The organism is Saccharopolyspora oryzae (genome assembly GCF_027853915.1).
GTDB lineage: Bacteria > Actinomycetota > Actinomycetes > Mycobacteriales > Pseudonocardiaceae > Saccharopolyspora > Saccharopolyspora oryzae.
This window is the reverse complement of the sequence record NZ_JAQGLA010000135.1, coordinates 1-11,900: the sequence shown is the minus strand read 5'-3', so window position 1 is coordinate 11,900 and position 11,900 is coordinate 1. Positions and strand designations below refer to the sequence as shown.

Sequence of the window (11,900 nt, the reverse complement as noted above, 5' to 3'; positions counted from 1 at the left end):
CCCCCCCCCCCCCCCCACGACCCCGTCCACCCCACGAGGCCGGTCGGGGGTGACCGGTAGCGTCGGGGTGTGAGCGAGGGGCTGTTCGACGAGGGTTTGTTCGGGGCTGAGACCGAGCAGCGTGCCGGTGAGCGGTTGGCCGACAACGCGCCTCTGGCGGTGCGGATGCGGCCTCGTTCGCTCGACGAGGTCGTCGGTCAGCAGCACCTGCTCGGCGCCGGGGCGCCGCTGCGACGGTTGGTCGAGGGCGCCGCGCCTGCGTCGGTGCTGCTCTACGGCCCGCCCGGCACCGGCAAGACCACCTTGGCCAACCTCGTGTCCCTGGCCACCGGACGCCGGTTCGCCGCGTTGTCGGCGCTGTCGTCCGGGGTCAAGGAGGTGCGGGCGGTCATCGAGGAGGCCCGGCGCCGCCTCGGCCGTTCCGGCGAATCGACCGTGCTGTTCATCGACGAGGTGCACCGTTTCTCCAAGACGCAGCAGGACGCGCTGCTCGGCGCCGTCGAGGACCGCACCGTGCTGCTCGTCGCGGCCACCACGGAGAACCCGTACTTCTCGGTCGTCGCCCCGCTGCTCTCGCGGTCGTTGGTGCTGCAGCTGCGCAGCCTCGAGGACGACGACATCCGCAACCTGCTGCGCCGCGCAGTCACCGAGGAACGCGGACTGGGCGGCGCGCTGCGGTTGGACGACGACGCCGAGGCGCACCTGGTCTCGTTGGCCGGTGGTGACGCGCGGCGGGCGCTGACCGCGCTGGAGGCCGCGGCGGAGTCGGCGAGCTCGACCGGTGCCGAGGTCATCGACCTGGCCACCGTCGAGGCCACGGTGAACCGCGCCGCCGTGCTCTACGACAAGGGCGGCGACCAGCACTACGACGTCGCCAGCGCGTTCATCAAGTCCATCCGCGGGTCCGATGTGGACGCTGCGCTGCACTACCTGGCCCGGATGATCGAGGCGGGCGAGGACCCGCGGTTCATCGCGCGGCGGCTGGTGGTGCACGCCAGCGAGGACATCGGGATGGCCGATCCGACCGCGCTGCAGACCGCCGTCGCGGCGGCGCAGGCGGTGCAGCTGATCGGCATGCCCGAGGGTCGGCTGGTGCTGGCCCAGGCCACGATCCACCTGGCCACCGCGCCGAAGTCGAACGCGGTGACCACGGCCATCACCGCGGCGAGCAGCGACGTGCGCGCGGGCAAGGGCGGTCCGGTGCCGCCGCACCTGCGCGACGGGCACTACTCCGGGGCGCAGAAGCTCGGCAACGCGCAGGGCTACCAGTACCCGCACGACCGGCCGGAAGGCGTGCTGGCCCAGCAGTACCCGCCGGACGAACTGGTGGGGCGCGACTACTACCAGCCGACCGGCCGGGGCGCGGAGCGCACGCTCGGCGACCGGGTGCCCAAGCTGCGCGACATCATCCGCGGCCGCTGACCGGTTCGTGAGCGGTTCGGGGTGCTCCGGCGCCCCGAAGTGCGCACGAACGCGGGCTGGTCGATCAGCGGGCCCCGGACGGGTAGGTTCCGAGCGGAATCGTCGTGAGGAGGTCGTTGGTGGACAAGCGGATCGTGGTCACCCGGACGGTGCCGGAGTCGGCGGTGGAGCTGCTGCGCGAGGTCGGCGACGTGCAGGTGTGCTCGCAGGACCGGCCGCTCTCGGCCCCCGAGCTGCGCGAGGCCGTGCGGGGCGCGCACGCGGTCGTGACGATGCTGCACGACCGGGTCGACGCCGAGCTGGTGGCCGCTGCGGGCGATCAGCTGCAGGTGGTGGCCAACGTCGCCGTCGGCTACGACAACATCGACGTGCCCGCCGTGACCGACCGCGGTGTCACCGTGACCAACACCCCCGGCGTGCTCGCCGACGCCACCGCCGACCTCGCGTTCGGGCTGCTGCTGATGGTCACCCGACGCCTGGGGGAGGGCGAGCGGCTGCTGCGGGCCCGCGAGCCCTGGACCTTCCACCTCGGGTTCATGCTCGGCACCGGTCTGCAGGGCAAGACGCTCGGCATCGTCGGACTCGGCGGCATCGGTCAGGCCGTCGCCCGGCGGGCCCGCGCCTTCGGGATGAACATCGCCTACACCGGTCGCCGCCGCGCCAGCGCCGAGGTGGAGGCCGAGCTCGACGCCCGCCACCTGCCGATGGACGAACTGCTGCGGACCGCTGACGTGGTGTCCCTGCACTGCCCGCTCACCGAGCAGACCCGGCACCTCATCGACGAGGCGGCGCTGGCGGCGATGAAGCCGACCGCGTTCCTGATCAACACCAGCCGCGGCCCGGTGATCGACGAGAAGGCGCTGGCCGAGGCGTTGCGCGAGGGCGAGATCGCCGGTGCCGGCCTGGACGTCTTCGAACGCGAACCGGAGGTCGAGCCGGGGCTGCTGGAGCTGGACAACGCGGTGGTCGTCCCGCACCTGGGCTCGGCCACCGTCGAGACCCGAACGGCCATGGCCGAGCTCGCCGCCCGCAACGTCGCCGCGGTCCTCACCGGAGACGAGCCGATCACCCCGGTGAGGTGAGTTCTGAAAAATCTCGGGCGCGGATGTCGAGAAGCGTCGATGTGCTCCGTCCCCGGTGGTGAATGCGGCCAGAATGGGTCGCACCCGCACCGAGGAGACACCATGGCCAAGTACCTGCTGCTGAAGCACTACCGCGGCGCTCCGAACCCGGTCAACGACGTGCCGATGGACCAGTGGACGCCGGAGGAGATCTCGGCGCACGTGAAGTTCATGCAGGACTTCGCGGACCGGCTCCAGGAGACCGGTGAGTTCGTCGACGCCCAGGCGCTCGCTCCGGAAGGCACGTTCGTCCAGTACGGCGGCGAGGGGCGCCCGCCGATCACCGACGGCCCGTTCGCCGAGACCAAGGACCTCATCGCGGGCTGGATGGTGATCGACGTCGACAGCTACGAGCGTGCGCTCGAACTGGCCGGGGAGCTGTCCGCGGCCCCCGGGAAGGACGGGAAGCCGATCCACGAGTGGCTCGAGCTGCGCCCGTTCCTGACCACGCCGCCGACCATCGCGGAGTGACCGCTCGGATGGACGAGGCGCTGCTCAGGAGCCTCACGCCGAGCGTGCTCGGGATCCTCGTCCGCCGCGGAGCCGACTTCGCGGCGGCCGAGGACGCCGTGCAGGACGCGCTGGTCGAGGCGGTCCGGGTCTGGCCGGACGATCCGCCGCGGGATCCGAAGGGCTGGCTGGTCACCGTCGCCTGGAACCGGTTCCTCGACGCGACCAGGGCCGACGCCGCGCGCCGCCGTCGCGAGGACCGCGTCGACGAGGAACCGGCACCGGAGCCGGCGCCCGGGGTGGACGACACGCTCCAGCTCTACTTCCTGTGCGCCCACCCGGCGCTGACGTCGTCGTCCGCGGTCGCGCTCACGCTGCGCGCCGTCGGCGGGCTGACCACCCGCCAGATCGCGCAGGCCTACCTCGTGCCCGAGGCGACCATGGCGCAGCGGATCAGCCGGGCGAAGCGCACGGTGTCCGGCGTGCGGTTCGACCAGCCCGGCGACGTCGCCACCGTGCTGCGCGTCCTCTACCTGGTGTTCAACGAGGGCTACTCGGGAGACGTCGATCTCGCCGCCGAGGCCATCCGGCTCACCCGGCAGCTCGCGGCCGCGATCGACCACCCGGAGGTGGCCGGGCTGCTCGCGCTCATGCTGCTCCACCACGCCAGACGTGCCTCCCGGACCGCGTCCGACGGCAGCCTGGTGCCGCTCGCCGAGCAGGACCGCCGCAGGTGGGACACCAAGTCGATCGCCGAGGGCATCGAGATCCTGCAGGCGGCCCTCGCCCGCGACCAGCTGGGCGAGTTCCAGGCCCAGGCCGCCATCGCAGCGCTCCACGCGGACGCGCCCACGGCCGAGGAGACCGATTGGGTGCAGATCGTCGAGTGGTACGACGAGCTCGTGCGCCTGACCGGCAGCCCGGTGGTCCGGCTCAACCGCGCGGTCGCCGTCGGCGAGGCCGACGGACCGCGCGCCGGGCTCGCGGCGCTGGCGGAGCTGGACGACTCGCTGCCCCGCCGCGCAGCGGTGGCGGCGTACCTCCACGAGCGCGACGGGGACCTGGCGACAGCGGCCCGACTTTACGTCGAAGCCGCGCAGAAGGCGTCCAATCTCGCCGAGCGCGATTACCTGACGCGCCAGGCCGCTCGGATCAACACCGGGCTCGCGTGAGCGGCGATGGTCGCTCCCACCACCACCGCCACTCACACGAGCGGAAGTGGCCGCGACCGGGTGCGGAGGTGCGCGAACGGGGCCGGTAACCTGAGCGGCGATCAACAGGCCGGGCGGCAACGCCCTGGTCTGCCGACATGACGTGGAAATACGGGAGGGCACGTGACGCCCACGCAGATCGCCGCGCTGATCGCCGCCGGAGCGTTCGTGCTGCTGGTCGTGCTGCTGGCGATCCCGCTGATCAAGCTCGGCCGGACTTTGGACGAGGCGACCACCGCGATCCGCAAGGCGCACGAGAATTCCGACCCGCTGTTCACCGGCGCGAATTCGACGATCACTCACGTCAACACGCAACTGGAGCGGGTCGACGGCATCACCGCCAACGCCAAGACGATCAGCGGCAACATCTCGGCGTTGTCCTCGCTGTTCACGGCTACACTGGGTGGTCCGTTGGTGAAGACGGCGGCGTTCTCCTACGGGGTCAGCAAGGCCCTGAAGGCACGTCGCAAGCGCAAGCAGGAGCCCGTCGGCCGGCACACCCGCCGCAAGGGCAAGGGAGGGCGCAAGTGAGCCGCCTCTTCTGGTTCGGCGCCGGCGTCGCGGCCGGAGCCGTGGCGATGCGCAAGTTCACCGAGACCGCGCGCAAGGCGACGCCGAGCGGCATGGCCGAGCAGCTGGGCGGTGCGGTTCGCGAACTGGCCGGTGCGGTCGGTTCGTTCGGCGCCGAGGTGCGCGCCGGGATGCAGGAGCGGGAAGAGGAGTTGCAGGACGTCGTGCACAACGCCGACACGGTGCAGTTCCGGCGGATCGACGCGGCCCCGGCCCCGGACGCGGCCGGTGCTCGGCGAGCTCGCCGGGCGGGCCGCTGACGTCGGCGCAACGCCGCCAGCCGCTCGCCGCCACCGCGCCATCCGACACCTGAACCTCCCGAGGAACCCACCGTGCAGACCCACGAGATCTACAGCCGGTTCACCGAGCACTTCCGCCGTCACGGCCACACCGTGGTGCCCAGCGCGTCGCTGATCCTGGACGACCCGACGCTGCTGTTCGTCAACGCCGGCATGGTCCAGTTCAAGCCCTACTTCCTGGGCGAGGCCCCGGCGCCCTACTCGCGTGCGACCAGCATCCAGAAGTGCGTGCGCACCGGTGACATCGACGAGGTCGGCAAGACCACCCGGCACAACACGTTCTTCCAGATGGCCGGCAACTTCTCCTTCGGCGATTACTTCAAAGAAGGCGCCATGCAGTTCGCCTGGGAGCTGTTGACCAAGTCCCAGGAAGACGGCGGCTACGGCTTCGACCCGGAGCGCCTGTGGGTCACCGTCTACGAGAAGGACGACGAGGCCCGGCAGCTGTGGCAGGACGTCGTCGGCGTCCCGGCCGAGCGGATCCAGGCCCGCGACGGCAAGGACAACTACTGGGACATGGGCGTGCCCGGTCCCGGCGGTCCGTGCTCGGAGATCTACTACGACCGCGGCCCGAAGTACGGCCGCGAGGGCGGTCCGGTCGCCGACGAGGACCGCTACATCGAGATCTGGAACCTGGTGTTCATGCAGGACATCAGGGGTGAGCTCTCGCCGAAGCTGGGGCACGAGCCGATCGGCAGCCTGCCCAGCAAGAACATCGACACCGGCATGGGCGTCGAGCGGGTGGCCTGCCTGCTGCAGGGCGTGGAGAACGTCTACGAGACCGACCTGGTCCGCCCGGTCATCGCCAAGGCCGAGGAGCTCTCCGGTCGCCGCTACGGCGACAACCCCGAGGACGACGTGCGGTTCCGCGTCATCGCCGACCACGCCCGCTCCGGCGTGATGCTGGTCGGCGACGGCGTGACCCCCGGCAACGAGGCCCGCGGCTACGTGCTGCGCCGGCTGCTGCGCCGGATCATCCGCTCCACCCGCCTGCTGGGCGTGCAGCAGCCGGTGCTGAGCGAGTTCAGCAAGGTCGTGCGCGACGCGATGGCGCCGAGCTACCCCGAGCTGGTCACCGAGTTCGACCGCATCGACTCGGTGATGCGCAACGAGGAAGAGGCCTTCCTGGCCACGCTGACCGCCGGGTCGAAGATCTTCGACGTGGCGGTGGCCGAGACCAAGAAGGCCGGTGGCGGCCAGCTGTCCGGCGACAAGGCCTTCCAGCTGCACGACACCTACGGCTTCCCGATCGACCTGACCCTGGAGATGGCCTCCGAGCAGGGGCTCAGCGTCGACGAGCAGGGCTTCCGGGAGCTGATGTCCGAGCAGCGCCGCCGGGCCAAGGAGGACGCCAAGGCCCGCAAGACCGGCCACGGCGACCTGTCGACCTACCGCACGCTGCTGGACGAGCACGGCACCACCGAGTTCATCGGCTACACCGACCTGCAGTCGCACAGCCGGGTGCTGGGCCTGCTGGTGGACGGCCAGCCCGCCAAGTCCGCGCCCGCGGGCACCGAGGTCGAGCTGGTGCTGGACCGCACCCCGTTCTACGCCGAGGGCGGTGGCCAGATCGCCGACACCGGTCGGCTGGTCGGTCCCGGCGTGGCCGTCGAGGTCCACGACGTGCAGCGCTCGGTGCCGGGCCTGTTCGTGCACCGCGCCAAGGTCGTCGAGGGCGAGCTGGGCGTGGACACCACGCTGGAGGCCGCGGTCGACCAGGCCCGCCGCCACGCGATCGAGCGCTCCCACTCCGCGACGCACCTGGTGCACGCGGCGGTGCGCAGCGCCTACGGCAAGCGCGCGGCGCAGGCCGGTTCGCTGAACTCGCCGGGCCGGATGCGCTTCGACTTCACCGCCCCCGCGGCGGTCTCGGCCGGCGTGCTCGCCGGTGTCGAGGAAGAGGTCAACGACTACCTGCAGGGCGACGTCGAGGTCCAGACCTACAACACGACGATGGACCGGGCCATGGAGCTCGGTGCGGTCGCGCTGTTCGGCGAGAAGTACGGCGACCAGGTCCGGGTCGTGGACATGGGCGACTACTCCCGCGAGCTGTGCGGTGGCACCCACGTGCCGCGCATCGGCCGCCTCGGCGTGGTCAAGCTGGTCGCGGACTCCTCGGTGGGTTCGGGCGTGCACCGCGTCGAAGCGCTGGTCGGCATGGACGCGATGCGGCACATCAGCAAGGAGCACCTGCTGGTCAGCCAGCTGGCCGAGCAGTTCAAGGTGCCCGCTGAAGAGCTGCCGGAGCGCATCAGCGGCGTCGTGTCCCGGCTGAAGTCCGCGGAGAAGGAGATCCAGCAGCTGCGCGTCGCGCAGGTCCTGCAGTCCGCGGGCCAGCTCGCCGAGAAGGGCACCGACGTGCACGGCGTGACCGTGGTCGCCGAGCAGGTGCCGGACGGCGTGGACGGCGGTGCGCTGCGCGCGCTGGCCGGTGAGATCCGCGGTCGGCTCGGCTCCCGCCCGTCGGTGGTCGCGCTGTTCTCCGCCGAGTCGGAGAAGGTCAGCTTCGTGGTCGGCGTCAACGACGCGGCCCGCGACCAGGGCCTGGCCGCCGGCAAGCTGGTGCCGGGCTTCGCCGCCGAGGTCGGCGGGCGCGGCGGCGGCAAGCCGGACATGGCCCAGGGCGGCGGCACGAACCCGGCCGGCATCACCGCCGCGATCGACGCCCTGCGCAAGGCCGTCGACCAGGTGGTGGCTGGCGGGTGAGCGAGCACCAGCAGGCGGACCCCGGTCCGGGGCGTCGGCTCGGCGTCGACGTCGGCTCGGTCCGGGTGGGCGTCGCGCTCAGCGACCCCGCTCCGATGCTGGCCACGCCGCTGATCACGCTGAAGCGGGACGAGGCGGGCGGTAGCGACCTGTCGCAGCTGGCCGAGCTCGTCACCGAGCACGACGTGGTGGAAGTCGTGGTGGGCCTGCCGAAGACGCTGGCCGGCCGCCACGGCACCGCCGCGGAGATCGCGCAGTCCTACGGGACGGCGCTCGCGGAGCGCATTGCACCTGTGCCGGTGCGCTTCTCCGACGAGCGGTTGACGACCGTCACCGCGAGCCGGATCCTTTCGCAGCGCGGCGTGAAGGGGAAGAAGCAGCGCGCCGTGGTGGACCAGGCTGCGGCCGTGGAGATCTTGCAGGCGTTCTTGGACAGTCGGGGGAAGACGCGAGAGGACCTTTCGTGACCGACGATCTCGGACTGTTCGCCGACGAGCCCGACGAGCGGCGCCGCCGCGCGCCGGACCCGGAGCGCTTCCGCCGCCGCAAGCGGCGTCGCCTGGTGACCGCGCTGGCGGGGCTGTTCGTGCTGGTGCTGGTGGGCGTCGGAGTGCTCTACGGAGCCAGCCAGATCATGCAGATCGGTGCCTACGAGGACTTCCCCGGTGAAGGCACCGGGGACGTGGTCGTCGAGGTCAAGCCCGGCGACACCGTCAGCGCCATCGGCCGCACCCTGTCCCAGCAGGGCGTGGTGGCCAGCACCAAGGCCTTCACCAAGGCCGCCGAGGAGAACCGGCAGATCAACAGCATCCAGCCCGGTTACTACCTGATGCGCAACCAGATGTCCGGCGACGCGGCGGTGACGCACATCCTGTCGCCCAAGGCGAAGGTCGGCCGGGTCGACATCCGCGGCGGCATGCGGCTGGAGGACCAGCTCGCCCCCGACGGCGGGCACACCCCGGGCATCCTGACCCGGCTCGCCGAGGCGACCTGCGCCGGTGAGAACCCCGCGTGCGCCACCTCCGAGGAGATGCACCGCATCGCTGCGACCGCCGACCTGAAGTCGCTGGGCGTGCCGGACTGGGCGATCGACGGCGCGTCCAGGGCGGAGCCGAACCGGCGGCTGGAAGGGCTGATCATGCCCGGCGTCTACGACGTCAAGCCGGGCGAGACCGCGGAGAACGTGCTGCGCGACGTGGTCACCCGCTCCGCGGCGGCGCTGGAGGTCGCGGGCCTGCCGCAGCGGGCCGAGGGCACCGGCCGCACCCCGTACGAGCTCCTCACCATCGCCTCGATCGTGCAGAGCGAGGCGATCACCAAGGACTTCGGGCAGGTCGCGCGGGTGATCGAGAACCGGCTCAGCCAGCCGGCCATGCGCCTCGGCATGGACTCCACGATCAACTACCCGCTGGACAAGCCGAGCCTGCTGACCGACCCGAAGGACCGGGAAAGGCCGGGGCCGTACAACACGTACCAGAACTTCGGGCTGCCGCCGACGCCGATCTCGACGGCCAGCCGGGAAGCGCTGGAGGCCGCCGAGAAGCCGGCGCCGGGCAACTGGCGGTACTTCGTGAAGTGCTACCCGGACGGCACGTCCTGCTTCGCCGACACCTTCGAGCAGCACAACGCCTACATCGACGAAGCGCGGGCTCGCGGTGCCTTCTGACGAGCAGCGGCGGGCAGCGGTGCTCGGTTCACCGATCGAGCACTCGCTGTCCCCGGTCCTGCACGGCGCCGCTTACACCGCGCTGGGCTTGACCGGCTGGACCTACGAGCGGATCGAGGCCGACGAGCAGCAGCTGGTCGAGTTCGTCCCCGGTCTCGGCGCGGAGTGGGCCGGGCTGTCGGTGACGATGCCGGGCAAGCGCGCGGCACTGCGCGTCGCCGACGTGGTCAGCTCGCGGGCCGAGGCGGTCGGCGCGGCGAACACGCTGGTGCACCGGGCCGACGGCAGCTGGGCCGCGGACTGCACCGACGTCGACGGAGTCGTCGGAGCGCTGCGAGCGGCCGGTGGTTTCTACACCGGGCACCGCGGGCTGGTGCTGGGAGCGGGCGGCACCGCCGCCGCGACCCTGGCGGGCTTCGCGGAGCTCGGGATCCGCGAAGCGACGATCGCGGTGCGCGAGCCCGCGCGAGCGCGTGGGGATCGCGGCGAGCGTGGAGCGGCTGGACCGCGTAGCGCTCGCGGACGCCGCGGCAGCGGCGGACGTCGTGGTGTCGACGCTGCCCGCGGGAGCGCTCGGAGAGCGCGTGGCGGAGCTGGCGACGGCGACGTGCGTGCTCGACGTCGTCTACCACCCGTGGCCGACGCCGCTGGCCGCAGCGGTCACCGCGGCCGGCGGCCGCGTGGCGACGGGCCTGGACATGCTCCTGCACCAGGCGTTCGGCCAGGTTGAGCAGTTCACCGGCCGCTCGGCCCCCCGCAAGGTCATGCGCGACGCCCTGGCCAACGCCACCGGCAACGAGATCCCCCTCCCGCTCTGATCGATCAGTAGTCCGGGCCTGGTACAGAACCACAGTTTCAATTGAAACTGCGGATCCCAGGCACGGCGGATCGCAGTTTCAATTGAAACTGCGGCTCGGGACGGAACGAGAACGGCTCCTCCGCGGGTGTGCGGAGGAGCCGTTCGTCGTCAGGGGGCTGGGATCAGTTGGCGTTGTCCAGGTCGGTGGCGACCAGCTGGGCAACGTGGTCCAGGGCTGCTTCGGCGCCGTCGCCGGCTGCTTCCAGGACCACCTCGTCGCCGAAGGCCGCACCCAGCGTCATCAGGCCGAGGATGCTGCCCGCCTCGACCGGCTCGGTGCCGTCCTTGCGGATGGTGATCTTCACCGGCTGCGCCGAGGCGGCCTTCGCCACCAGGGCCGCGGGCCTGGCGTGCAGACCCACCTTGCTGGCCACGGTGACCCGTCGCTCGAACATTGAGCTCTCCGTTCGTCGGGGGTTTCGGGGAAGGGGCGTGCCGGGATCAGGTCTGGTCGGGGCCCGACTTGGCCTTCTCACCGGAATTATCCGCGCCGTTGTCGGCCGTGTCGTTGTCGTCCTCCTCACGACCCGGCGTGCGCAGGTTCCACTTCGTGATCACGAACCGGAACACGAAGTAGTAGATGACCGCGTAGCCGAGCCCGATCGGGATCAACCACAGCGAGTTCTTCGAGATGCCGAAGTTGAGCACGTAGTCGATGGCGCCCGCGGAGAAGCCGAACCCGCTGTGGATGTCCAGGAAGTTGACCAGCGCGTGCGCGCTACCGGTGAGCAGCGCGTGGACCAGCAGCAGCGGCCAGGCCACGAAGATGAACGAGAACTCCAGCGGCTCGGTGATGCCGGTGAGGAACGCGGTCAGCGCGGTCGAAAGCATCACGCCGCCGACGATCTTGCGCTGCGAGGGCTTGGCGCACTGCCAGATGGCCAGCGCGGCGGCGGGCAGGGCGAACATGAAGATCGGGAAGAAGCCGGTCATGAAGGTGCCCGCGGTGGGGTCACCGGCGAAGAAGCGGGAGATGTCGCCCTTCTCGCCGTGGTAGTCGCCGAAGAGGAACCAGACCACGTTGTTCGGGATGTGGTGCAGGCCGAACGGCAGCAGCAACCGGTTGACCACGCCGTAGATGCCGCCGCCGATCACCGCGTTCTGGGTGACCGCGTTGCTGAAGGCCGTCAGACCGGCGTCGAAGATCGGGTAGAGCAGGCCCATGACGACGCCGATGACCAGCATGCTGACCGCGGTGACGATCGGCACGAACCGGCGGCCGCCGAAGAAGCCCAGGTAGGCGGGCAGCTTGATGCGGTGGTACCGCTGCCACAGCCAGGCCGCCACGAGACCGGCGATGATGCCGCCGAGCACGCCGTAGGGGCCCTTGTTGTACACCTTGTCCGCTTCGGTGCCGGTGATCTTCCACATCACGCCGGACAGCACCAGGTACCCGACGGCGGCGGACAGCGCGGTGGACCCGTCGGCCTTCTTCGCGAAACCGATCGCGACACCGATCGCGAACAGGATCGGCAGGTTGTCGAACAGCACGCCGCCCGCGGCACCGACCACGTCGGCGACGGGGAGCAGCCAGTGCACCTTGCCACCGAGACCTTCGGCGCCGAGCAGGTCGTCCTGGCCGAACCGCAGCAGCAC

At 71.2% G+C, this 11,900-nt stretch carries 11 protein-coding genes and 1 pseudogene; 10 read left to right on the top strand and 2 right to left on the bottom strand.

Translation table 11 applies throughout. From position 1 onward, the window contains the following. Nucleotides 1–69: 69 nt before the first annotated feature. The 10 genes and pseudogenes from OU415_RS36675 to OU415_RS36630 all read left to right on the top strand — a co-directional run bounded on the left by OU415_RS36675 (nt 70) and on the right by OU415_RS36630 (nt 10,263). Nucleotides 70–1,422 (top strand): replication-associated recombination protein A, encoded by a 1,353-nt coding sequence (locus OU415_RS36675; RefSeq protein ID WP_270954314.1) that lies wholly within the window; start codon nt 70–72, stop codon nt 1,420–1,422. 119 nt (nt 1,423–1,541) lie between these two features. Then, nucleotides 1,542–2,504 carry a 2-hydroxyacid dehydrogenase gene (locus tag OU415_RS36670; protein ID WP_270954313.1) on the top strand — a complete coding sequence of 321 codons (963 nt, stop codon included), beginning with the start codon at nt 1,542–1,544 and terminating at the stop codon, nt 2,502–2,504. A gap of 102 nt (nt 2,505–2,606) precedes the next feature. Continuing rightward, the gene (locus OU415_RS36665) at nt 2,607–3,014 is read left to right on the top strand and encodes a YciI family protein (protein WP_270954311.1); all 408 of its coding nucleotides are present in this window, start codon (nt 2,607–2,609) and stop codon (nt 3,012–3,014) included. 8 nt (nt 3,015–3,022) lie between these two features. Further along, nucleotides 3,023–4,165, top strand: coding sequence for an RNA polymerase sigma factor (locus tag OU415_RS36660; protein WP_270954315.1), 1,143 nt, complete (start codon nt 3,023–3,025; stop codon nt 4,163–4,165). Between the two features lie 162 nt (nt 4,166–4,327). Beyond that, nucleotides 4,328–4,735 (top strand): DUF948 domain-containing protein, encoded by a 408-nt coding sequence (locus tag OU415_RS36655; RefSeq protein WP_270954310.1) that lies wholly within the window; start codon nt 4,328–4,330, stop codon nt 4,733–4,735. After that, complete coding sequence (locus OU415_RS36650) at nt 4,732–5,034, top strand: hypothetical protein (protein WP_270954309.1); 303 nt, start codon at nt 4,732–4,734, stop codon at nt 5,032–5,034. The genes OU415_RS36655 and OU415_RS36650 overlap by 4 nt, the downstream gene beginning before the upstream one ends. 72 nt (nt 5,035–5,106) lie before the next feature. Further along, entirely contained in the window at nt 5,107–7,779 is a 2,673-nt protein-coding gene (gene alaS, locus OU415_RS36645; protein ID WP_270954308.1) for an alanine--tRNA ligase, read from the top strand. Beyond that, the gene (gene ruvX, locus OU415_RS36640) at nt 7,776–8,246 is read left to right on the top strand and encodes a Holliday junction resolvase RuvX (RefSeq protein ID WP_270954307.1); all 471 of its coding nucleotides are present in this window, start codon (nt 7,776–7,778) and stop codon (nt 8,244–8,246) included. Before alaS ends, ruvX begins: the two co-directional genes overlap by 4 nt. After that, complete coding sequence (gene mltG / locus OU415_RS36635; RefSeq protein WP_270954306.1) at nt 8,243–9,445, top strand: endolytic transglycosylase MltG; 1,203 nt, start codon at nt 8,243–8,245, stop codon at nt 9,443–9,445. Before ruvX ends, mltG begins: the two co-directional genes overlap by 4 nt. Continuing rightward, nucleotides 9,435–10,263, top strand: a pseudogene (locus tag OU415_RS36630) (shikimate dehydrogenase). The gene mltG and the pseudogene OU415_RS36630 overlap by 11 nt, the downstream one beginning before the upstream one ends. 163 nt (nt 10,264–10,426) lie before the next feature. Here OU415_RS36630 and OU415_RS36625 read toward each other — a convergent pair. Together OU415_RS36625 and OU415_RS36620 are read right to left on the bottom strand one after the other, a co-directional pair. Continuing rightward, nucleotides 10,427–10,699: an HPr family phosphocarrier protein gene (locus tag OU415_RS36625; RefSeq protein ID WP_270954305.1), complete on the bottom strand. Its 273-nt coding sequence runs from the start codon at nt 10,697–10,699 to the stop codon at nt 10,427–10,429. 46 nt (nt 10,700–10,745) lie between these two features. Then, on the bottom strand, nt 10,746–11,900 hold a 1,155-nt coding region (locus OU415_RS36620; protein WP_270954304.1), incomplete at its 5' end, for a PTS transporter subunit EIIC.

Coding starts and splice junctions, on each gene's coding strand:
- OU415_RS36665 (WP_270954311.1), top strand. CDS start 2,607: ATGGCCAAGTACCTGCTGCTGAAGCACTACCGCGGCGCTCCGAACCCG.
- OU415_RS36660 (WP_270954315.1), top strand. CDS start 3,023: ATGGACGAGGCGCTGCTCAGGAGCCTCACGCCGAGCGTGCTCGGGATC.
- OU415_RS36625 (WP_270954305.1), bottom strand. CDS start 10,699: ATGTTCGAGCGACGGGTCACCGTGGCCAGCAAGGTGGGTCTGCACGCC.